The organism is Gordonia neofelifaecis NRRL B-59395 (genome assembly GCF_000192435.1).
Taxonomy (GTDB): Bacteria; Actinomycetota; Actinomycetes; order Mycobacteriales; family Mycobacteriaceae; genus Gordonia; species Gordonia neofelifaecis.
Genome location: NZ_AEUD01000021.1, coordinates 1 through 21417 on the forward strand (window position 1 = coordinate 1; position 21417 = coordinate 21417).

Below are 21417 nucleotides of genomic sequence, written 5' to 3' on the forward strand. Positions count from 1 at the left end.
CGGCCATGTCGCCGAAACAACGTCCCTGGACATCACACCTAGGCCACTGCCGATGCGGCTTCCGGCTCCTGCTCCACACCGATCGGTCTGCGCACGTTGATCAGCAGCGCCGCTTCGATCGCGACCAGCACCAGGATGGCCGCCGCGAAGTAGAACCCCACCGTCTCGCCGTGTACCAGCGCCGAGATCTTCATGTCCGCGACGTCTGCGGGTCCGTGGATGTCTCCCCGATGATCGGTGACATACCGGGCGGCGGCGTTCGCGGCGATCGTGTTCAAGAGTGCGGTGCCGACCGCCCCGCCGACCTGCTGGGACGTGTTCACCATCGCGGACGCGATGCCGGCATCGCGCGGCTCGACTCCGTGCGTGGCCAGATTGATCGTCGTCATGAACACCGTTCCCATACCGGCGCCGAGCAGCAGAAGACCCGGGAAGATCACCGACCAGTACCGCGTCGAGTCGGGCGACACCTGACTCAGGAAGAGCATTCCGGTGGCCCCGACGAGGGCCCCCGGAACGATGAGCATGCGCGGTGGCACGCGGGTGATGAGTCGCGTAGCGATCTGGGTCGAGCCGATCAGCATGCCGAACACCATCGGCAAGAAGGCGAATCCGGCGCTGAGCGGCGAGTAGTGGTGCGCGTCTTGCATATACAGCGTGAGAAACAGGAACGACCCGAACATCGCGATCGTCGCCAGGCCCACGCTCAGATAGGCACCGCCGCGTGCCCGGTCGGTGACGACGCGGAGAGGCAGGAGCGGGTGCCGCGAGCGCGTCTGCCAGAACACGAAGGCGGCCAGGAACACCACCGATGCGACAAGACAGACGATGGTGCCGGTGTCGCCCCACCCCTTCTCCGCCGCACGGCTGAACCCGTACACGACCAGCGCGAGGCCCACTCCGGCCAGTACGACGCCCAGGAAGTCGAGCTTGACCGCCTGTCCACCGATCCTCGGCGGTTCCTTGATCTCGAAGATCGCACCGAGCAGGGCCACGGCTGCGATGGCGACGTTGATGTACATCGTCCAGCGCCAGTCGAGCACCTGAGTCAGAAACCCGCCGAGGATCAGGCCGAGTGCGGCACCGCCGCCGGCGATCGCACCGAAGATGCCGAACGCCTTCGCTCGTTCGGCCGGCGCCGTGAACATCACGGTCAGCAGTGAAAGCGCCGCGGGCGCGAGGAGAGCGCCGAACGCGCCCTGCAATGCCCTCGCACCGAACAGCATCTCCTGATTCACCGCCGCACCGCCGAGCGCGGAGGCCGCGGCGAATCCGACGAGTCCGACCATGAGTGCCCGGCGCCGGCCCCACATGTCGGCGATACGACCGCCGAAGAGCAGCAGACCACCGAACGCCAGCGCGTACGCGGTGATGACCCACTGCTGATTGGCGTCGCTGATCCCGAGCTCTTCCTTCGCATTGGGCAGCGCGATGTTGACGACGGTTCCGTCGAGTACGACCATCAGCTGCGCGAGACAGATGAAGACGAGAGCGTTCCAGCGCCGCGGATCGAGGCCGGTGGGCGGTTCAACTGCGGAAGACATCAATGGTCGCTCGATTCACTTGTCGGCACCGTGCAGTCCTTCATCAAGGCTAGCCATCGACCGCCTCCGGCGACAGACCTCGAGCGAAGGATCAACCCACGTCCGGTTCGCGCGCGCGAACGATCTGCTCCTTGATCTCCCGATATCCGGCGACTCGCGCCATCACTCGATCCGCGGCCGATTCCGGCTGACCGCCCGCCGGTGCGTTCTCGGTGCCGTAGAGCATCCCCGTCAACTCACGGTGGAGCCGATCCCGCTCGTCGGCCGTGCGGGCCTCGTCGCGTTCGCGCTGGATCGATTCGTCGATCCGTCTGGCCTCCTCGGCGCACCGGACGATCAGCTGTGCTCGCGCGGTGGCAGCCGCCTCGAGCCGGGTCGCGGCCTCCCGCGCTTCGGCGAGCAGCCGCCGATCGTCGTCGTTGGGTTCGTCGAGTCTGCCGAGCTCACCGGCGACTCGCCGCAAGGACCGCACCCGCTCGAAGGATGCGACGATCTGGTCGATGTCCGCGGTGAAGTCGACGTCGCCGAGCCACCCCACGAGCGCCGCTTCGGATTCGGCGACCTCCCGGGCCGCGGCCAGCGACTCCTCCACGCACTGAGAATTCGCCGCGCCGAGCGTCTCTACGCGCTGCTGTCTGACCGCAGCCTCCTGGCGCACCCGGTGCTCCTCCATCTCGGCGCGGCGCGACGCCCGCCTGTTGGTCCACGCACGGTGCAGTCCGACGCCGATCCACACGAGGACCGCGAGGCCGGCGATGACGCCGATGGCGATCCAGACGGCCTTCGGGATCATCGCGATCACGCCGACAACGAGGACGACGCCGACGATTCCCAGGCATCCGCTGTTGGACTCTTTCCCTTGCGCCATTGCACGCTCCAGCCACTTCAGTTCCCGCGCAACCTCGTGCGCGGCGAGTGACCGGAGCGTAGACCGGGGTACTGACAATTCCGGCGAAGCGCCGGATTGCGTGGCCTGAACTACCCGACGGGCGCCGACAGTCCGAACTCCACCGTTCCGTCGGACCGGACGTCATAGATCTCGACGCCCTCGGCGACGTTGGCCTGGTCGGCGCCGGTCGCTACGGCGATCTTCGAGCTCGCATTGCGCATCAGATCGAGGACGAGCTCGACCGCCTCGGCGGGCGAGAAGTGCGCCCGGACATCGTCGAACACTGCGTCGTCGATGTGCCCGGGCTGCCAGATCATCGCGTCCGCCAGCGCCAGCGCCGCCCGCTGCCGCGGATCCAGCGTGCTGTCCTCGTAATGGTCGATCTCGTCGAACGTGCTCTCGTCGACGCCCGCCGTCAGCGCCGAGCGACTCCGGAGCGACTTGCAGATCCGGCAGTTGTGCTGCCGGGCCTCGCGCAGCCGCACCAGTTCTGTCGTCACCGGATCGACCTCGCGCAGCCGCGCGACGCTCCGCATGAACGCGTCCACGCGATCCCACGCGTCGACGGCCGAGTCATCCCACCGGTCAGGCACCGGCCAGCCGTCTACCGGCGCCCCGAACAGCCGATCCAGCGCGCGGCGGGTCCTCGGCGTCCAGTCCGCGACGTAGATCATCGCCATGACCGCGCCGAGGTCGGTGCCGAACGCTGCGACGACGTCCCTCCGGGCAGCGTCGTCGATCACCGAGACGTCAACGGTGAACTGGCCCGCGAACTCGGTCAGCAGTTCGTCCACCGCACCGGACGTGTCCCGCTGCTGCCGTCCCCGCGGAGACGGCAGAGCATCGAGTCCGAGGGTGTCCGCGCATACGGTTCTCACCAGCTCCGTGAGATCGCCGCCCACGAGGGACGGCGCGAGCGCGACAAGTGATTCCAGTCCGCGCACCGCCTCCGGTGCGTATCGGAGCAGCGCCTCGTCGGCATGGAGGCCGGACCAATCGTCCAGTCGTTCCGTCACAGTCATCACGCCCTTCCCATCCGACGATCACCGTCCCATATGCGGCGACGACCGCGCGGACGAAAAAGGCGATCGGTCAGGCGAGCATCTCCTTGACCAGCGGCACCACCTGCTCGCCGTACAACCGGATCGACTCGAGTTGATCGGCGTGCTGCACGGGCTGGTCGTACTTCAAGTCGAATCGGTTCACATTCAACGCGCGGACGGTGTGCGCGATCTTGTTCGCGACCGTCTCCGGCGAGCCGACGTACAGGGATCCGGACTCGATCTCACGGTCGAAGTCGCCGACGGCGGGCGGCGGCCAACCGCGCTCTCGACCCATCCGCTCACGCATCTCGAACCACCCCTTGCGGACGAGATCCTTTGCCGCGGCGTCACTTTCGGCGACGAGTCCGGGCGAGTGCACCGCGACCGGACGGCGCGGCACGCCGAACTCGTCCTGCGCCCGCTCGAACAGATCGACGTACGGCGCGAAACGCTCGGCCGGGCCGCCGATGATCGCGAGGAAGAGGCCGAAGCCGTGACGAGCGGTCCGCACCACCGACTCGGGGCTGCCGCCCACGCCCACCCAGGCGGTGAGACCACCGGCCGTCGTGGGGAAGACGCTCTGCCGGGTGAGCGCGGCGCGAGTGCTGCCGTCCCAGGTGACCGGCTCCTCCTTCAGGAGTTCGGCCAGCAGTGCGAGCTTCTCCTCGAAGAGCACCTCGTAGTCGGCGAGGTCGTAGCCGAACAGCGGGAACGATTCAGTGAAAGAGCCTCGGCCCGCGACGATCTCGGCCCGGCCGTTCGACACCGCGTCCAGGGTCGCGAAACGCTCGAAGACGCGCACCGGATCGTCGGAGCTGAGCACCGTCACCGCGGAGCCCAGACGAATTCGCTCGGTTCGTGCGGCGATGGCTGCGAGCACCATCTCCGGGCTCGATACGGCGAAGTCGGGCCGGTGGTGCTCCCCCACGCCGAAGAAGTCGAGGCCCGTCTCATCAGCGACGACCGCGTCCTCCACCAGGTCGCGGATCACCTGCGGGTGCGGCACGGGCCGACCGTCCGCGTCGCGCGTGACGCCGCCGAAGGTGTCCAGTCCGAATTCGATCTCGTTCACGTACCGCTCAACAGACCGGTGAGCGCGTTGATTCCCGTCGGTGCCCCGCGGGTCCACATCCGCGCAGTCCGCCGACAGACGCGTTGTCCCGGACGACGCGTTCAGCGGTGGACTACGCGGATGTGCAGACCTCAGGCGGTCACGCGGGCGGCGGCGCCGGCGTCGACCGGCATGACGGTGCCGGTGATGTGGGCGCTCGCCTCCGCCGTGAGGAACAGCACCGCGCGGGTGACCTCCTCGGGCTCGAGGAAGGCGACCGGTTGCCCGTGCAGCATCTGCATCACCGGCTCCACATCCTCTCGGGTCGGCGACTCCAGGTCGGGTCGGACGAGCTTGTACAGCGAATCGTTGTGCACCATCGGCGTCGAGATGTTGCCCGGCGCAATGGCGTTGACGGTGATGCCGTGCGGAGCCAGGTCGAGCGCAGCGCTCTTCGTCATGCCGATCACGCCCCACTTGGCGGCACCGTAGGCGGCCTGGCCGGGTGCAGCACTGCGGCCCAGCATCGACGAGATCGTGACGATCCGGCCGTACCCGCGCTCGATCATCCCCGGCGCGACGGCGGCGACCGTATGGAAGACACCGGTCAGGTTGCTTCCGATCACTTCCTCCCACTGGCTGCTGGGGAGGTTGTCGATGGTGCCGTTCGCGGACACGCCGGCGTTCGCGATGGCGATGTCGATCCGGCCGAACTCCGCCTCGGCCCGGGCGACCAGCGCTTCGACCGCCGCACGATCCGCGGTGTTCGCCTTGACCGCGATGCATCGACGACCGGTGGCCTCGACGAGTCGCACTGTCTCCGCGAGATCCTCTGCGGTGCCCAGCGGGTACGCGACGTCGTCGCTGTCCTCGCAGCGGTCGCACAGCACGATGTCGGCGCCGCGCTCGGCGAATGCGACGGCGTGCGTCCGCCCCTGCCCCCGTGCACCGCCGGTGATCAGTACTACGCGGTCTGTGAAGTCATCCATGCCATCTCCTTCTGCCCAGGGCTTGAGCCCTTATTCGTGGTCAATCGCCGAGTCCACCGTCCGGACGGCATGCCAGAGACATGCAGACGAGATGTCCGATGACGGATATGACGTACGCAACACTGTGCCGGACGAAACTTCCACTGCACATGACCGCTGGGCGGGATGTCGCGATGCCGCTACCGTGAGGACATGCCGACACCGCGAGTGAGCATCGACAAGCAGACCCCGGCCGCATACAAGGCGCTCATCGCCGTCAGCACCGAGGTCGCGGTCGCCGCCGAGACCGCCGGACTTCCCCGATCGGTGATGGAGCTGGTGAACATGCACTGCTCCCAGATCAACGGATGCGCCTTCTGTCTGAGTCTGCATCGGGAGGCCGCCGGCGCGGCGGGTGTCACCGATCAGCAACTCGCCGTACTGCCCGCCTGGCGCGACGCTCCCTCCCTGTACACCGACGAGATGCGCGCCGCGCTCGAGATCGCGGAGATGGTGACCCGCCTCCCCGATCACGACACAGCCGACTGCGCTTACGAGCGCGCCGCAGACGTCCTGGACGCCGACCAGATCTCGGCCGTGATCTGGGGAGCGACGGCGATCAACGCCTTCAATCGCGTGTCGATTCTGAGTCGATACAACGTGCACCCGCGCCCTTGACGAGCCGGAAGAACGCGACCCGCCCCGCAGCGCCTCTTGGTGAAGATTAAGCGACACCGCCTATCCTCACTCTCGATGAGTACTTCACAGAGTGCGGCGGCGCGGAGGGTGTCGGCGCGGGGACTCGCCGTGATCGCATCGGTCGCGGGGCTGATCGCCCTGGCTGCGGCGATCGCGACGCCGTTCCTGCCGGTCGACGAACAGTCGTCGTCGTTCGACTGGCCGCGCGGACAGGACCTCTCGGCGGACAACGCGTCAGTCACCTCGCCCCTGGTGACCCAGACCGCGCGCGGACTGGAAGTGACGATCAGCTGCCGCCTTCTGCACGACGCGGGCGCCCGGAACGCGAACACGGTGATCGTCGCCACCGCGCCCGTGACGGCGCCTCGCGACATCCGGAACACCGCGCTGGCCATCACCTCCGGACCGGGTGGCGCATCGGTCTCCGTCCGCAATTCGGTGCTGACCACCGCTGACCGCGCCGCGCTGGAGAAGTGCTCCGAACTCAAGTTCTGGGCGACCGATGCCGATCTCGGCGCCGAGTTCGTCGGCGCGCTCCCACCGGCTCGGGGCGATCCGGTCGACCGTCCGACAGTCGCAGGCGTGTTCACCGATCTCACCCGGGACCAGGTCGAGCGGGCACAGCCGGGCCTCACCGCGCATGTCGACGTCGACAACGCCTTCGACGTCTCCCGGACGTGGATCAAGACGGCCGTGATCGTGATCGGCGTCATCGCCGCAATCATCGCGCTGGTCGCACTCGCCCGTCTCGATGCGGTGTCCCGATTCCGTGGGCCGGCCGTCCGGCGGCGCCGATTCCCCGGACTTCTGGTTCCGCGCCTCACCGACCTCGCCGTCACGGCGGCTCTTGTCGTCTGGCATTTCCTCGGCGCGGGCACCTCCGACGACGGCTACGTCATGGTCATGGGTCGCAACGCGACCGACGCGGGCTATCTCTCCGACTACTACCGCTACTTCGGCGTTCCCGAAGCTCCCTTCGACTGGTACTACTCGTTCCTCTCGCACTGGGCGACGATCAGCTCGGCAGGCGTCTGGATGCGTCTGCCCGCCCTGATCGCCGGACTCGTGTCCTGGTTCATTCTCAGCCGCGTGATCCTGCCGCGGCTGGGCTCGGCGGTCCGGTCGTCTCAGTGGGCGATGTTCAGCGGCGCCGCGGTCTTCGTCGCGTTCTGGGTCGCGTTCTGCAGCGGCCTGCGCACCGAGCCGATCATCGTCGTCGGCTCGCTCATCACCTGGTGGCTCGTCGAGACCGCGATCGCTACACGTCGGCTCCTGCCCGCCGCGCTCGCCACGTTCACCGCGCTCATCACCCTTGCGGCCGCGCCTCAGGGCGTGATCGCCGTGGCCGTGCTGATCGTCGGTTCGCGCCCGATGCTGCGCATCGTCCGGACGCTCCGCAGCCAGTACGGGCTGCTCCCGTTGTTCGCTCCCCTGGCCGCCTCGGTGTCGCTGGTCGCCTTCATCGTGTTCCGCACCCAGACCTTCGGCGGCGTCGTCGAAGCCGTCCGTGTCCGCTATATCGTCGGACCGACCCTCTCCTGGTACCAGGAGCTGATGCGCTACTACTTCCTGACGCTCGGCACCCCCGACGGTGCTCTCGCACGACGGATTCCGGTGCTGATCCTGATCGTCTCCCTCGGCCTGATCGTCGCGGTCATGCTTCGACGAGGCCGTCTCTCCGGATTCGCGCGCGGCCCGATCTGGCGCCTGGTCGGCTCGGTGCTCGTCACCATCGGTCTGCTGTCGTTCGTCCCGATGAAGTGGACGGTGCAGTTCGGCGTCTTCGCCGGTGTGGCAGCGGCCTGCGCCGCGGTCGCGACGGCCGTCGTGATCCGGGTCGGGGCACGGTCGCCGCGCGTCCTGTGGTCGTACGTCACCGTCCTGCTCGGTGCCTGCGCCATCGCCACCGCGGGCGACAACGCCTGGGGCTGGGCTTACGACTACGGCATTCCGTGGTTCGACAAGGCGCCGGTCCTCGCCGGGCACCCGGTCTCCACGCTGTTCCTCGTCCTGACGGGCATCTCGTTCCTGATCCTGGTGTGGGTCAGCATCCGGCCCCACGACGCACGACCGCCCGCCCCCGCAGCCCTGCGCCGACGTCGGATTCTCGCGGCGCTGCCCGTCCTGGTGATCGCCGCCGCGCTCGTGCTCGCCGAGTTCGCACTCTTCGGCAAGGCCGCGATCAACCGATCCGACACCTACACCGCGCTCAGCGCGAACGCCCGTGCCCTGACCGGCAACACCTGCGGGATGGCCGATCGTGTTCTCGTGGAGCCGAACCCGAACACCGGAACGCTCAGTCCGATCGGCACGGACGACGCCTCGAAGGCTCTCGCGGGCGAGTCGACCGGCTTCACCCCCGACGGCGTGGCAGGCGATTTGAGTCCGGAGCCGATCCGCCTCGGCGCAGGCACCATTCGGACCGCGACGCCCGGGCGGTCGTACTCGGGTGAGGGCGCCCCCGAGGGCACCACCGGCGGCACCGGCCCCAAGACGATCAACGGGTCGACCGTCGCTCTTCCGGACGCTGTTCGGCTCCCGGTGTCGGGTCCGAGTCGCAACGTACGGTGCCTCCGTGGAACAGGACAGCTACGGCTACGACAACGGCACCGCGAAGCTCACCACCGGCTGGTACCGACTCCCCGACCGCACCGCCTCGCCGATCATCGTGATCAGTGCGGCGGGTTCGATCTTCTCGATCGGCCAGGACGGCGCTCCGACCGCAGGCCGCGATCTGCACGTCGAGTTCGGGATCGACGCGGGCGGCGAGTTCCAGCCCGTCGGGGCTCCGGTGGTCCCGATCGACCCGGGACCCGACCATCCGAATCGGCCCTGGCGCAACCTTCGGATCCCGATGACGGCGGTCCCGGCGAAGGCCACGGCGATGCGCATCGTCGCCGTCGACTCGAATCTCAGCCCCGACGAGTGGCTGGCCGTCACGCCGCCACGCGCACCGCACTTGAAGACCCTGCAGTCGGTGGTCGGCAGCGAGTCGCCGGTACTGCTGGACCTCTCGGTCGGGAGCCAGTTCCCCTGCCAGCAGCCGATCACCGCGCGCGACGGCGTCTACAACGTTCCGCAGTGGCGGATCACGCCCGACCGTGCGACGACGTTCTCGAAGTCGAAGAGCTGGCAGGCCACGTCGGCGGGCGGCATCCTCGCGGTCTCGGAGTCCCTGACCGCGCCGTCGACGGTGGCCACGTACTTGGAGAACGACTGGTATCGAGACTGGGGCAATCTGTTGAAACTCGAGCCGTTGGTGCCCGGCGCGCCCGCCGCGCGTCTGAACACCGCAACGGTCCGACAGCCCGGCTGGCGCAACCCCAGCACCATCGTGGCGGGAGGCACCGATGACTGAGCTTCCCTCCCAGACCCGCGGTCCGTCGGCCCGAACGGTGAAGGCCGCCAAGATCGTCGCCGTCGTCGCCGGTGCCGTCGGCATTCTGCTCGCCGTCGCGTCGCCGTTCCTTCCGGTCACCTACACCAAAGCCGAGATCGCCTGGCCGCAGGCGTCGGCGTCGTCGTCGGCTCCGGTGGTGGAGAACATCGCCGCGCCGAACGTGTCCTTCAACCCGGTGTCGATGGACGTCGCGGTGCCCTGCTCGCTGGCGACGCTGCTGCCCGCCGACGGCGGCGTGCTGTTGTCGACGGTCCCGAAGACCGGCGTCGACGCACGCAAGGTCGGCCTGTTCATCAACGCCACCCACGACAACCTGCTGGTCTCGCAGCGCAACGCCGTGCTGCTGTCGATCCCGCGTGATCAGGCTCAGCGGAACCCGGACTGCCGGATCGTCGTCCACGCCGACACCACCGGCACACGCGGCGGCGTCGAGGGCATGGACCTGCCCGACGCCTCGTTCGACATCCGCGACCCGAACGCTCGGCCGCAGATCATCGGTGTCTACACGGATCTGCCGAGTTCCGCGCCGACCGCAGGTCTCAGCTTCCGGTCGACCATCGACAATCGCTTCAGCACCAGTCCGACCGCGCTCAAGCGGACGCTGCTGATCGTCGGCGTGATCTCGACGATCGTCTCGCTCATCGCGCTGGCCGTGCTCGACGCGCGCGACGGTCGCCGTCTGCGACGTCTGCTCCCCCGCAGATGGTGGCGACCGACGCTGCTCGACGGCTTCGTGACCGCCGTCCTCCTGATCTGGTTGATGATCGGTGGCAACACCGCCGACGACGGCTATCAGGTCACCGTCGGCCGGGTGGCTCCTGGCGCAGGCTACCTCGACAACTACTACCGCTATTTCGGCGTCCCGCAGGATCCGTTCGGCTGGCACTACCAGTATCTGGCGAAGTGGATGGAGGTCAGCACCGCGATTCCGTGGCTGCGGCTGCTGCCGCTGCTGTTCGCCCTCGCCGGCTGGTTCCTCATCAGCCGCGTCGCGATTCCGCGCCTGGGCCGGACCGTCGCCGGCTCCGGCGTCGCCCGGTGGGCCGCGGCGCTCGCGTTCCTCGCGGTGTGGCTGCCGTTCAACAACGGGCTCCGCGTGGAGCCGGCGATCACCGTCGGCATCCTGCTGACCTGGGTCCTGGTCGAGCGCGCGATCGCGACCGGGCGGCTGCTGCCGTTCGGCCTCGCGATCGTCTCGGCCGCCTTCACCCTGACCATTCACCCGGTCGGGGCGGTCGCCGCCGTCGCACTGCTGGCCGGTCTCCGTCCCCTCCTGAAGCGGGTCGGGTACCGCCGCCGACGTGACGGGCTGGCGCCGATGCTGGTACCGCTGGTCGCGGCCGGACTCGTGGTGCTGTACGAGATCTTCGCCGATCAACCGCTGGCCACGATCCTCGAGGGAGTCAAGGCCCAGGGCGTCGTCGGCCCCACCAACAAATGGTGGACCGAGGCCATGCGGTACTACATCCTCCTCAATCCGACACCGGACGGTTCGATCGCGCGCCGGGTCGGGATCTTCGTGACGATCCTGTCGGTCCTGCTGGTGGTCCTGGTCCTGATCCGTCGCCACAGCGTGCCCGGAGTGGCGACGGCGGCGCTGTGGCGACTGGTCGCGGTGACCGGCGGCGCGGTCGCGGTGCTCGCCTTCGTGCCGACCAAGGCGACCCACCAGATGGGCATCTTCGCATCGCTGGCCGGTCCGCTGGCAGCGGCGGCGACCGCGTTCCTGCAGCCGCACGTCCTGCGGCGGTCGTGCAACCGAACGTTCTTCGCCGCGGCGTCGGCCTATGCCCTAGCCGTGGCGTTCGCGGGCCGCAATCAGTGGTGGTACGTGGGCAGTTACGGCATCCCGTGGTCCGACGACACGCCGCACATCGCAGGGATCGGACTGTTCTGGCCGATCTTCGTCGTCGCCGTCGTCCTGACCGCGATCGGCCTGTGGCAGTACTACCGGGACGACGGGCGCGCGCAGTTCGCCGACCGGACCGCGCCGTACACCCGCCCCGAGCCCGGTCGATTCGCCAATGCACCGATGTACTCGCTCGTGGTGGTCTCGGCAGTGATCCTGGCGTTCAACATGATCTCGTTCGGCAAGGCCGCCAGGACCCAGTCCGATTCGTGGACCTGGGCGAGCTCGAACATCGCATCGATGCGCGGGAACCCCTGCGCCCTGGCCGATGCCGTGCTGGTCGAGGCCGATCCGAACACCGGCGTCCTCGAGCCCGCGCGGTTGCCGGGACAGCCCGCGCTCACTGCGGGGCAGGCGCTCGCCGGCGGTCCCACGGCTCCGGCCGGCTTCTCGCCGAACGGTGTCCCGAGCCACCTCGAGAGCGCCGAGGAGGGTACGTCCGACAGCGGTGACAGCAACGCTCATCCCGCCCAACCGGTCGATGACGACCAGCAGCAGACGCAGTCGACGTCGGATCCCCGTTCGGACACGAGCGGCGGCACCACCGGCAGCCGCGGCGTCAACGGATCGTCGGTCAAGCTGCCGTTCGGGCTCGACCCGCAACGCGTGCCGGTGCTCGGCAGCTTCGGGTCCGGCGACGGCGGCGGACACCTGACGTCCGGCTGGTACCAGTTGCCCGCGCGGTCGGCCGAGCAGCCGCTGATCACGCTGTCGGCAGCCGGTGCGGTCGAGTCCGTCGACGAGCTCGCGGTGCGGCATCCGGGCCAGCAGCTCCGCCTCGAGGCCGGACGCGTGGAGCCGGACGGCACCGTCCAGACCGTCGCGTCGCTGACTCCGTTCGACGCGGGCGGTGCCCCCGAGTGGCGCAATCTGCGGTTCCCGATGAGCGCGATTCCGCACGCCGCCACCGTGGTCCGGATCGTCGCGGACGACACGTCGCCGAACTACGACGCCTGGCTCGCGGTGACCCCACCGCGCGCGACGAAGCTGCAGACGCTCAACTCGCTCGTCGGCAGCGACGATCCGGTACTGCTCGACTGGGAGGTCGCGTTCGCGTTCCCGTGTCAACGACCGGCGGCGGCGGTGCACGGGGTGCTGGAGACTCCCAAGTGGCGCATCACTCCCGATGCGGTCGGCGAGCGGGTGAACTCGGCGCAGTGGATGGCCGGTGATTACGGCGGCCCGCTCGGCATCACCGAGAACGAGCTCCGCCCCACCGAAGTCCCCGCGTATCTCGAGAACGACTGGGGCCGCGACTGGGGCTCACTGCAGCGCTTCACACCGCTGCTCCCGCAGCGGGACGCCGACATCACGCTGACCGAAGAGGACCACACCGGCACCTGGACGCCCGGACCGATGCGGGTGATCCGCAACTGATCCGGGCGCCCGGGCACGCGGCGCTATGCCGCCCCGTTCCCGATCGCCTCGTTCATCGCGTCGGCGGTGCGTTGTGCCCGATACCCGTGCGGGACGCCTTCCAGGAGTGCGACGCGGGAGTCCGAGTGCCGGACACGCAGATCGGCGATGTCCTGATACGCAGGCGATTCATACCAGGATCGGGCGTGAGCGAGTGACGGGAACTCGATCACGACCAGCGCTCCCGGGAGCGGTCCCTCGACCACTTCCGGCTGCGTCCCGTGTACCAGCCAGCGGCCGCCGAACTCCTCGAACGTCGATTCGATCCGCACGATGTACTCGATGATCTCCGGTCCGACGTCGACGTTCTCGAGGTACCCGACGGCGTAGCCCGGCGCCGTCATGACGGCACCTGATCGAGGAAGCCCCGGACGTCGGCGATGCGGCCGTCGTCGGCGAGCACGATCACGTCGAAGCCGACGATGAGCGGCGGTGCTCCCGCGGGACCCAGGCCCCACTGGAAGCGCATCTGCCGGTGGTGGGCGTCGACTTCGCCGACCGGCTGGAACACGAAGTCCGGGAACTGCTGTTGCACACCGCCGATCAGGTCCGCGAGGCCGTCATGGCCGGTCGCCGCACCCAGTGGGTCGACGTACACCGCGTCGGCGGTCCAGTGGTCGGCGAGCAGTCGCGCACGATCGGCTCCCCGGGCGTTCCACGTCTGCAGGTAGACCTCGGCGGTCGACTGTGCGTGTGTCGGAGTGGTCATGATCTCTGTTCCTCTCGTTCTCGGTCGTTGCACGGTCGACGATGCCGCCTGACCGGCATGAAAGCGATGACCTGCCAGGTCATGGAAGTGGTGCGACGCGTACACCTGAACGCTCGGTAAGAATCGCGCGTGTCGGTTGAACAGAGGACATGCGCCTGCCATCGTGATGAGCGGGTCGGGGTTCGTCGAGTGACAAGGAGCACCAACACGATGCACAGCACATTCGCGACCGCACGCGCCGATCGTCGTTCGCGACGAGGCCGCCGCGCGGGAGTCGTACTCGGCAGCCTCGCGGTGGCGAGCACGATGGCGGTCCTGGCTGCGCCGACGGCTGCGGCGGCACCGCCCGTCACGACTGCTCCGGACCAGGGCACGACCTCGCCGGCGAAGCCGAAGCCGAAGCCGTCGCCCGGCAAGTTCCTGGCCGCGAATCCTCCAGGCCGCTACATCGTGGTCCTCGGTGCGCGCATGGAGACGCTCGGCAATCCACCGAAGATCCTGGCCCAGCGGCTCGACCGTGCGGCGTCCTTGGCGCGCGCGAATCCGTTCAACCGCATCATCGTCACCGGCGGCAACAGCTGGTGGCTGCCGGTGCCCGAAGCGATGTTCATGCACGCCCAGCTCGCGCAACGCGGTGTCACTCCCCTGAAGGTGATCGAGGAGCCGACGGCGATGTCCACCGTCGAGAACGCCCAGCGGACAGTTGCGATGCTCAAGGGACTCAACGCCTCCGGGGCGGTGATCGTGACGAACGACTTCCACATGAAGCGGGCGCTCGACAACTTCCGCGACGAAGCGAAGCGTCAGAACACTCGGCTGACGTTCGTTCCGTCGTACGCCTGACCGGACAGCGCGCCGTCAGCCCCGGCGGTTCGGAGTACGCGACCGATCCCCTAGGATCCGGTCGACTCCGGCCGCCGGGTCCAGGTCCAGTCGACGCAGCCGTTGCGAGTTCAGCGCGACGACCACCGTCGACACCGACATCAGGATCGCGCCGACGCTCATCGGCATGACGAACCCGATCGGAGCCAGCACACCCGCCGCGAGCGGGACCGACACCAGGTTGTAGCCCGCGGCCCACCAGAGGTTCTGCTTCATCTTCCGGTAGCCGGCTCGCGAGAGTTCGACCACCGACAGGACTGAACGCGGGTCGGAGCTCGCGAGGATCACCCCCGCCGATGCGATCGCCACGTCGGTGCCCGCACCGATCGCGATGCCGACGTCGGCGCGGGCCAGCGCCGGAGCGTCGTTGACGCCGTCCCCGACCATCGCCACGACTCGCCCTTCGGCCTGGAGTTCGGCGACTGCTTCGGCCTTGTCCTCGGGTCGGACCTCGGCGTACACCCGGTCGATTCCGAGCTCGCTCGCGACGGTGTCGGCCACCGCGCGGGCGTCTCCGGTGATCATCACGACGCTCACGCCGAGTCGGTGCAGGGCGTCGACGGCGTCGCGTGACTCCGGCCGGACGTCGTCGGCCAGTTTCAGCGCGCCGGCCACCTCGCCGTCGACCACGACGTGCAGGATGATCGCACCCTCCGTCCGCCAGCGCTCGGCGACGGGGAGTTCGGACGACGCGTGGAGGGCCAGCATGCGCGGGCCGCCCACCTCCACCCGGCGGTCGTCGACGACGGCCCTCACGCCGGTGGCCGGTTCCGACGTGAACTCGGCGGCGACGGGGACGACGAGCCCCCGGTCGACGGCCGCTTCCACGATCGCCTTCGCCAGGGGATGCTCGCTGTCGACTTCGGCCGCCGCTGCCAGTGCCAGGATCTCGTTCGCATCACGTCCCGCGGCGGGCTCGACGCCGACCACCGACGGCGCCCCCTCGGTGAGAGTTCCGGTCTTGTCGAAGAGGACGGTGTCGACCGAGCGCATCCGCTCCAGTGCGAGCCTGTCCTTCACCAGGACTCCGCCACGTGCGGCGCGCTCGGTCGCGATCGAGACGACCAGCGGGATCGCCAGGCCGAGCGCATGCGGGCACGCGATGACCAGGACGGTGATGACGCGGACCACGGCCGTATCGGGCATGCCGAGGGCCATCCAGACGATCGCCGTCAGCGTCGCCGAGCCGATGGCGAACCAGAACAGCCATCCGGCGGCGCGGTCGGCCAGCCGCTGCGCGTTCGACGACGACGCCTGCGCGTCGGCGACGAGGCGAGCGATCCCGGCGAGCGTCGTCTGATCGCCGACCGCGGTCACCTCGACCCGCAGCCCCGAGTCGGTGGCGACGGTTCCGGCGACCACCGCATCGCCCGCTGAACGCCGAACCGAGCGGGACTCTCCGGTGACCATCGATTCGTCGACGCTCGCCGAGCCCTCGACGACGACGCCGTCGGCGGGGATCGACGAACCCGGCCGGACCAGCACGACGTCGCCGAGTCGCAGTTCTGCGGGAGCGACACGACGGACCCCGGCGCCGTCCACCACCTCGGCCTCGTCAGGGAGCAGCGCGGCCAGGGAATCGAGAGCCGACGTGGTCTGGGCCAGCGACGCCATCTCGATCCAGTGGCCGAGCAGCATGATCACCACCAGCAGTGCGAGCTCCCACCAGAAGCTCAACTCGTGGCTGAGCAGGCCCAGGCTCGACCCCCAGGATGAGACGAACGCGACGCTGATGGCGAGGCCGATGAGCAGCATCATGCCGGGCTTGCGCATCCGGATCTCGCTCACGGCGCCGGTGAGGAACGGTCGACCGCCCCACCGGTAGATCACGCTGCCCAGTACGGGCGAGATCCAGCGCCCCCACGCCGGCACGTCGTAGCCGAGGAGGCTCGCGAACATCTGGTCGAATCCGACGACCGGGATCGCGATCAGCGCGGTCCCCCAGAAGAGTCGCCGGAACACGGCGACGTGGTCGCCGCCGTGGTGGGCGTCACCGTTCGTCGCGTGGCCGCCGTGTTCGTGGCCGCCGTGTTCGTGTGCGCTGTGTTCGTGTGCGCTGTGTTCGTGAGAGGCACCGTCGTGCGTGGCGTGCTCGTGGGCGTCGTGCTCGTGCCGATCCATCGTGTCCATAGTCCGAACCTATACCCATAGGGGGTATGGGTCAACGGTCGTTTTGAGCTGGGCCACCGTCCGCCTCTAACCTGAGAGCGACATGACCGCATCCACCTGGCTCGCGCTGCTCGGCGCCTGCCTGCTCATCAGCCTCACGCCGGGCGCCGGTGCCATCAACACGATGAACAACGCCCTCAACGTCGGCTTCCGTCGCTCCATCTGGGGCATTCTCGGGCAGCAGACCGCACTGCTGATCCAGCTCGTGATCGTCGCAGCCGGACTCGGACTCCTGGTCACCGACTCGCCGACCGCGTTCGCCGTCATCCGCTACGTCGGCGCCGTGTACCTCGTGTACCTCGGCGTACAGCAGTTCCTGACGAAGCCCGACGCGCCGGACGCCTCGACCGCGACCGTCGGCACCGCCTCCGCCAGATCGATGTACTCCCAGGGAGTGTGGGTCAACCTGCTGAATCCGAAGGCGATCGTCTTCCTCGTCGCCTTCATTCCCAGCTTCGTCCGACCGGAGAGCGATACGACACTGCAGTACACCGAGATCGGTGCGACGATCGTCGCCGTCGACGTCCTCGTGATGTGGCTCTTCTTCGCCCTCGTGGGTCGCTCGTTCCGGAGGATCAGCAGCACCGAACGCGGACGGCGACGGATCAACCGGCTCTTCGGCGTGCTGTTCGTCGGCGTCGGCATCATGCTCGCCCTGATCTGACTCGCCCTGATCTGAACCGGCCTCCTCGGACGTCCGAATGGTCCGCTACCGCCCGTGTGCCACACTGGGGTCACAGGTGACTGCTACGGGGGTACGCGTGCTGGGAATCGTTCTGCTGATCGTCGGAGGCGTCGGTCTGGTGCTGACGCTGCTCTCGGTGCTGGGCGTCGATGCCGGCGGGGTCGACATCCACCTCGGGGACTCCGGTGCCGGACTGCTGTCGATCGTGACACCGTTCGCGACCGGATTCGGGCTGATCGCCGGCGGTCTGCTCACCTTCACCGGAACCGAGACCTGGATCGCCCTGCTCACCGGAGCGCTGGCGGGCATCATCCTGTCGATCGCCGCGGTGGTCGTGCTCGGCTATCTGGTCGACGCCGAGGAGGAACTCCCCTCGTTCGACCTGATCGGGTCGTCCGTCCGGATCGTCGAACCGGTCACTCCCGGGCGGTATGGACTCGGCGAGGTGCGGACGTCACTGGGCACGAGGCAGATCACCGTCACCGCCGACGAGGCCCTGGACCACAACGACGAAGCGGTCGTCGTCGAGAAGATCGGCGACAACGAGAGCTTCCTGGTGGCCCGCGTCTCGCTCACCGACTGACCCACCCGTCGGTTCGTCGTCGAACCGATCCAATGAAAGGAACCCACCGCAAATGGGAGCCGTAATCGGCGCTGTCGTGGCCATCGTGGTCCTGCTCGTCCTCATCGTCATCCTCGTCCTGTCCCGCTATCGGGTACCCGGCGCGGAGGAGGCGTTCATCGTCACCGGCACCGGAAAGGGCCACGAAGGCAAGGTCTACCGCGGCACCGGAACCTTCGTGCTGCCGGTCGTCCAGCGCGCCACCCGCGTGCAGCTGTCGTCGGTCAAGGCCGATCTCGATACCTCGACGCCGGCCAACGACGGCATCGAACTCAAGGTGCGCGGCGTCGCCGTCGTGAAGGTCGGCGACACGCCCGAGGCGATCCTCAAGGCCGGTCCCCGTTTCGGCGACGACCTCAACCGCGTCAAAGCACTCGTGACCGAGCAGCTCTCCGGTGAGCTCCGCTCCATCGTCGGCACCATGACCGCCAAGAGCATCCTCGTCGATCGGCAGCAGCTGGTCGATCAGGTGGCGCGGTCGATCAAGGAGATCCTCGGCAACCAGGGTCTGGTGCTCGACAGCTTCTCGATCAACGACGTCCAGGACTCCGACGGTCAGTACTTCTCGGACCTCGCGGCGAAGGAACGGTCGGATCAGGCCGCCATCGCCGCGCGCTCGCGGGCCGAGGCGCACCGGGTCGCTGAACAGAGCCGCATCGAGAACGAACAGGCGATCATCGAGCAGCAGCGCGAGCTCGACATCGAGCGCGAGGGCGCCCGCCAGGCCACCGACCGGGCCGCCGCCGAGGCCGACGCCGTCCGACCGCTGGTCGAGGCCGAGCGCCGTCGCATCCAGGTGGAGAAGGACAACGAGGTCGCCGAGCAGAACGCCCGGCTGCGTGACACCCAGCTCGACGCCGAGGTGCGCCGACCGGCCGAAGCCGAGCTGTACGCGGCCCAGCAGCGCGCCGAAGCCCGCAAGGCAGAGATCGTCGCCGAAGCCGCGGCGAAGGCCGAGGGCATCCGGATCACCGGTGAGGCCGAGGCGCAGGCCCTCGAGAAGCGCGCCGAGGCACTCGGAAAGCTCGACCAGGTCGGTCAACTCGAACTCGTGCTGAGCAAGCTCCCCGACATCGTCCGCGCGGCGTCGGCGCCGCTCGCCGACGCCAACATCACCTTGGTCGGCGACTCGGTGGGCCCGGTCGCCAAGGGGGCCAGCACCGGACTGGTCAGCACGATGGAACTGATCCAGGGCGCCACCGGCATCGATATCGCCGGCATGCTGTCGAACCTGAGCGCCGACAAGCAGCAGGCAGCGGACGCCGCCGCACCGCAGGAGTAGCTGCCCCGCCCGGTACGTGTGCCGTTGGTCGTGACCACGTGGTGGTCACGACCAACGGCATAAACGCTCCAGGTTCACCGCGAGAGCGACGAGGGTATCGACACGACGTACGGGCGTAGAACCGCGAGCGCTCAGCTGCGGAGGAACTGGAGGATCTCCGGGGTCACCGGATCGACGATGTCGGCGACGTCGTCGTGCTTGCTCACATAGCGGGCGACCAGGGGGCACACCGGGACCACGCGCCGGCCGGCGGCCCGCGTGTCGGCCAGGGCCTCTCGGACCAGGATCGAGCTGAGTCCGCGGCCGCTGAATCGGTCGTCGAGTTCGGTGTGCGGGAAGATCCGCTGCGTCCCGCGATCGATGAACATCGTGAATCCGGCTTGCTCCCCGTCGACGAGGATGTCGTAGCGGCCGGCCGCGTCGTTCCGCTTGACCTCGATCTGTTCTGCTGCAGTCATCGTCGTCCTATCCTCGGGGACGCGGCCTCTTGCGCGGCTTCAGTCGTGTGGTGGGCAGCGGTGGCGCGGGAATCCAATCCTCTCGATCCCAGCCGTCCACCATTCCGAAACGCTCTGCGCGGGCCTGCCATTCCTCGCGGTAGGCGACGATCTCCTCATGGGTCCGGCCGACGAAGTTCCACCACATGATGATGTCCTCGTAGAACGGTTCACCGCCGAGCAGAATCACCCGCGCGACCTCACCGGTCGGGTTCGCGATCTCGAGGGACTCCGGGCCCGGGCCGACGTAAGCCATCGACGCCCGACCGATCGCGACGCCGTCGACCTCCAGCGCATCGGTGTCGAGCAGGACGCCGTGTTCGAAGGTCCGGTCGACCGAGAGCACCACGGTGGCTCCAGGGCGGATCAGGAGTTCGGCACCGAGCAGCGGCGTCGCCGTCACGATGTCCGCCGCCGATCCGCCCAGTTCGCCGACGAACACCCGCATGGTTCCCGCGTCGTCACCGGAGGAATCGGTGAGTCCCACCGCGGACGGCTCGTAATGCTGGAAACCGCTCTCGGCGTCCCTGACCCCGTCCGGCAGGGCCACCCAGAGCTGCACCCCGTGGAGCATCTCGATCCGGTCGGTCGAGATCTCGGAGTGGCTGATGCCGTGACCTGCTGACATCAGGTTCATCTGGCCGGGCAGGACCATCGCCTGCACTCCGGCGCTGTCGCGGTGCTCGATCTCGCCCTCGAACAGCCAGCTGACCGTCTGCAGGCCGGTGTGCGGATGCGGAAGCACCTGCATCCCGCCGGACTGCGACACCGGCTCGGGCCCGTAGTGGTCCGCGAAGCACCACGCGCCGACCATCGACCGGTCGCGGGTGGGCAGCGTGCGATTCACCTTCATCGCACGGATGCCGCCGAGCGGAACCAGCCGCGGCTCGATCACCTCGACGCCTGCGGACGGGTCGGCCACGCATTCCACCTCGGCCGGCTCGGCCTCCATATTGCTCATCGCACTACCCCTTCAGTCGAAATCTCAAAGCGGCGATCAGGTCGTCGAGTGCAGCGTCGATCACATCGATCCGCGCACCCGGATCGGGTGCCTCCAGAACACTCTGCCGGTCGGCGGGACCGAGCGGGAGGTCCGACGCAGCGCGGAACGACGCGGTCGTCTGATCCCCCGATTCGTACTCCACCGTCGTGGACAGCTGGGAGGCGATCCATCGCAACTGCGGATCCTGGCGACCGCCCTGACCGCAGAGCAGTTGCAGCTGTGCGCGCTTCTCCATCAGCTCCGACCACTCGAGGTATCCGACCTCCGGTTCGGGGAGATCCTCGACGATCGCATGCGGATACGGATCGTCGGGCAGCCATTCGAGCACTCGGATCCGTGAGACGCCGTTGCACAGCAGCGAATAGCGGCCCGGCCCGGATTGCGTGAATCGATCGATCTGTGCAATGGTGCCGACCATCGACCGGACATCGCCGCCGCCGACCTCCGACCCGCGTTCGATCAACACCACGCCGAACTTTCCATCGTCCTTCTCTACGACGGGAACCATTGCGGCGTAACGCGGTTCGAAGATTCGGAGGGGAAGCTGCTCCCCCGGCAGGAGCACCGCTCCGAGCGGAAACATCGGCATCTCCCTCATGCCGATCAGGGTACCCGGCACCGCGTTGCGCCCATCCTGATTCGAACCGTT

18 protein-coding genes and 1 pseudogene are annotated in these 21417 nt (G+C 68.4%); 8 read left to right on the top strand and 11 right to left on the bottom strand.

Features of this window, described 5'->3' with window-relative positions; translation table 11 throughout:
- Positions 1 to 38: 38 nt before the first annotated feature.
- The 5 genes from SCNU_RS18030 to SCNU_RS18050 form a co-directional block, all read right to left on the bottom strand.
- Positions 39 to 1544, bottom strand: a complete 1506-nt coding sequence (locus SCNU_RS18030; protein ID WP_009680855.1) for a DHA2 family efflux MFS transporter permease subunit — start codon at positions 1542 to 1544, stop codon at positions 39 to 41.
- Between the two features lie 91 nt (positions 1545 to 1635).
- Positions 1636 to 2412: a hypothetical protein gene (locus SCNU_RS18035; RefSeq protein ID WP_009680856.1), complete on the bottom strand. Its 777-nt coding sequence runs from the start codon at positions 2410 to 2412 to the stop codon at positions 1636 to 1638.
- A 110-nt stretch (positions 2413 to 2522) separates the two neighbouring features.
- Positions 2523 to 3455, bottom strand: a complete 933-nt coding sequence (locus SCNU_RS18040) for a carboxymuconolactone decarboxylase family protein (protein WP_050792864.1) — start codon at positions 3453 to 3455, stop codon at positions 2523 to 2525.
- 70 nt (positions 3456 to 3525) lie between these two features.
- Complete coding sequence (locus SCNU_RS18045) at positions 3526 to 4548, bottom strand: Atu2307/SP_0267 family LLM class monooxygenase (protein WP_009680858.1); 1023 nt, start codon at positions 4546 to 4548, stop codon at positions 3526 to 3528.
- A 131-nt stretch (positions 4549 to 4679) separates the two neighbouring features.
- Positions 4680 to 5516, bottom strand: a complete 837-nt coding sequence (locus SCNU_RS18050) for a mycofactocin-coupled SDR family oxidoreductase (protein ID WP_009680859.1) — start codon at positions 5514 to 5516, stop codon at positions 4680 to 4682.
- Positions 5517 to 5708: 192 nt separating this feature from the next.
- On the opposite strand from SCNU_RS18050, the gene SCNU_RS18055 reads away from it, so the two are divergent.
- The 4 genes and pseudogenes from SCNU_RS18055 (at position 5709) to SCNU_RS18065 (ending at position 12880) form a co-directional block, all read left to right on the top strand.
- Positions 5709 to 6173 (top strand): carboxymuconolactone decarboxylase family protein, encoded by a 465-nt coding sequence (locus tag SCNU_RS18055; RefSeq protein WP_040518860.1) that lies wholly within the window; start codon positions 5709 to 5711, stop codon positions 6171 to 6173.
- Between the two features lie 75 nt (positions 6174 to 6248).
- A pseudogene (locus SCNU_RS18060) lies at positions 6249 to 8684 on the top strand (arabinosyltransferase domain-containing protein); the annotation flags it as partial.
- Positions 8685 to 8769: 85 nt separating this feature from the next.
- Positions 8770 to 9552: an arabinosyltransferase C-terminal domain-containing protein gene (locus SCNU_RS21065; RefSeq protein ID WP_337998799.1), complete on the top strand. Its 783-nt coding sequence runs from the start codon at positions 8770 to 8772 to the stop codon at positions 9550 to 9552.
- Positions 9545 to 12880, top strand: a complete 3336-nt coding sequence (locus tag SCNU_RS18065) for an arabinosyltransferase domain-containing protein (RefSeq protein ID WP_009680862.1) — start codon at positions 9545 to 9547, stop codon at positions 12878 to 12880. The genes SCNU_RS21065 and SCNU_RS18065 overlap by 8 nt, the downstream gene beginning before the upstream one ends.
- Positions 12881 to 12903: 23 nt before the next feature.
- On the opposite strand, the gene SCNU_RS18070 is transcribed toward SCNU_RS18065, so the two are convergent.
- Together SCNU_RS18070 and SCNU_RS18075 are read right to left on the bottom strand one after the other, a co-directional pair.
- Positions 12904 to 13263, bottom strand: a complete 360-nt coding sequence (locus SCNU_RS18070) for a DUF1330 domain-containing protein (RefSeq protein WP_009680863.1) — start codon at positions 13261 to 13263, stop codon at positions 12904 to 12906.
- Positions 13260 to 13628 carry a nuclear transport factor 2 family protein gene (locus tag SCNU_RS18075; protein ID WP_009680864.1) on the bottom strand — a complete coding sequence of 123 codons (369 nt, stop codon included), beginning with the start codon at positions 13626 to 13628 and terminating at the stop codon, positions 13260 to 13262. Before SCNU_RS18075 ends, SCNU_RS18070 begins: the two co-directional genes overlap by 4 nt.
- Positions 13629 to 13838: 210 nt before the next feature.
- Here SCNU_RS18075 and SCNU_RS18080 point away from each other — a divergent pair, with 210 nt between their 5' ends.
- Positions 13839 to 14471, top strand: a complete 633-nt coding sequence (locus tag SCNU_RS18080; protein ID WP_009680865.1) for a YdcF family protein — start codon at positions 13839 to 13841, stop codon at positions 14469 to 14471.
- Positions 14472 to 14486: 15 nt separating this feature from the next.
- Here SCNU_RS18080 and SCNU_RS18085 read toward each other — a convergent pair whose 3' ends face one another.
- Complete coding sequence (locus SCNU_RS18085; protein WP_009680866.1) at positions 14487 to 16631, bottom strand: heavy metal translocating P-type ATPase; 2145 nt, start codon at positions 16629 to 16631, stop codon at positions 14487 to 14489.
- Between the two features lie 91 nt (positions 16632 to 16722).
- Here SCNU_RS18085 and SCNU_RS18090 point away from each other — a divergent pair, with 91 nt between their 5' ends.
- From SCNU_RS18090 to SCNU_RS18100, 3 genes are all read left to right on the top strand, one after another.
- Positions 16723 to 17343 (top strand): LysE family transporter, encoded by a 621-nt coding sequence (locus tag SCNU_RS18090; RefSeq protein ID WP_009680867.1) that lies wholly within the window; start codon positions 16723 to 16725, stop codon positions 17341 to 17343.
- A 97-nt stretch (positions 17344 to 17440) separates the two neighbouring features.
- Positions 17441 to 17947 (top strand): hypothetical protein, encoded by a 507-nt coding sequence (locus SCNU_RS18095; protein ID WP_009680868.1) that lies wholly within the window; start codon positions 17441 to 17443, stop codon positions 17945 to 17947.
- 52 nt (positions 17948 to 17999) lie between these two features.
- Entirely contained in the window at positions 18000 to 19268 is a 1269-nt protein-coding gene (locus SCNU_RS18100; protein ID WP_009680869.1) for a flotillin family protein, read from the top strand.
- Positions 19269 to 19399: 131 nt separating this feature from the next.
- Here SCNU_RS18100 and SCNU_RS18105 read toward each other — a convergent pair whose 3' ends face one another.
- From SCNU_RS18105 to SCNU_RS18115, 3 genes are read right to left on the bottom strand one after another with little or no spacing between them, the layout of a single operon-like run.
- Complete coding sequence (locus tag SCNU_RS18105) at positions 19400 to 19726, bottom strand: GNAT family N-acetyltransferase (RefSeq protein WP_009680870.1); 327 nt, start codon at positions 19724 to 19726, stop codon at positions 19400 to 19402.
- Positions 19727 to 19733: 7 nt separating this feature from the next.
- Positions 19734 to 20726 (bottom strand): pirin family protein, encoded by a 993-nt coding sequence (locus SCNU_RS18110; protein WP_040518850.1) that lies wholly within the window; start codon positions 20724 to 20726, stop codon positions 19734 to 19736.
- Positions 20727 to 20730: 4 nt separating this feature from the next.
- Positions 20731 to 21366, bottom strand: a complete 636-nt coding sequence (locus SCNU_RS18115; RefSeq protein ID WP_040518865.1) for an LON peptidase substrate-binding domain-containing protein — start codon at positions 21364 to 21366, stop codon at positions 20731 to 20733.
- Positions 21367 to 21417 lie beyond the last annotated feature (51 nt).

Excerpts from the sequence above, each read along its gene's own strand:
- SCNU_RS18075 (WP_009680864.1), bottom strand. The coding sequence starts at position 13,628 with ATGACCACTCCGACACACGCACAGTCGACCGCCGAGGTCTACCTGCAG.
- SCNU_RS18035 (WP_009680856.1), bottom strand. The coding sequence starts at position 2,412 with ATGGCGCAAGGGAAAGAGTCCAACAGCGGATGCCTGGGAATCGTCGGC.
- SCNU_RS18050 (WP_009680859.1), bottom strand. The coding sequence starts at position 5,516 with ATGGATGACTTCACAGACCGCGTAGTACTGATCACCGGCGGTGCACGG.
- SCNU_RS18030 (WP_009680855.1), bottom strand. The coding sequence starts at position 1,544 with ATGTCTTCCGCAGTTGAACCGCCCACCGGCCTCGATCCGCGGCGCTGG.
- SCNU_RS18070 (WP_009680863.1), bottom strand. The coding sequence starts at position 13,263 with ATGACGGCGCCGGGCTACGCCGTCGGGTACCTCGAGAACGTCGACGTC.
- SCNU_RS18065 (WP_009680862.1), top strand. The coding sequence starts at position 9,545 with ATGACTGAGCTTCCCTCCCAGACCCGCGGTCCGTCGGCCCGAACGGTG.
- SCNU_RS18100 (WP_009680869.1), top strand. The coding sequence starts at position 18,000 with ATGGGAGCCGTAATCGGCGCTGTCGTGGCCATCGTGGTCCTGCTCGTC.
- SCNU_RS18080 (WP_009680865.1), top strand. The coding sequence starts at position 13,839 with ATGCACAGCACATTCGCGACCGCACGCGCCGATCGTCGTTCGCGACGA.
- SCNU_RS18110 (WP_040518850.1), bottom strand. The coding sequence starts at position 20,726 with ATGAGCAATATGGAGGCCGAGCCGGCCGAGGTGGAATGCGTGGCCGAC.
- SCNU_RS18085 (WP_009680866.1), bottom strand. The coding sequence starts at position 16,631 with ATGGATCGGCACGAGCACGACGCCCACGAGCACGCCACGCACGACGGT.
- SCNU_RS18040 (WP_050792864.1), bottom strand. The coding sequence starts at position 3,455 with ATGACTGTGACGGAACGACTGGACGATTGGTCCGGCCTCCATGCCGAC.
- SCNU_RS18115 (WP_040518865.1), bottom strand. The coding sequence starts at position 21,366 with ATGAGGGAGATGCCGATGTTTCCGCTCGGAGCGGTGCTCCTGCCGGGG.
- SCNU_RS18055 (WP_040518860.1), top strand. The coding sequence starts at position 5,709 with ATGCCGACACCGCGAGTGAGCATCGACAAGCAGACCCCGGCCGCATAC.
- SCNU_RS18105 (WP_009680870.1), bottom strand. The coding sequence starts at position 19,726 with ATGACTGCAGCAGAACAGATCGAGGTCAAGCGGAACGACGCGGCCGGC.
- SCNU_RS18090 (WP_009680867.1), top strand. The coding sequence starts at position 16,723 with ATGACCGCATCCACCTGGCTCGCGCTGCTCGGCGCCTGCCTGCTCATC.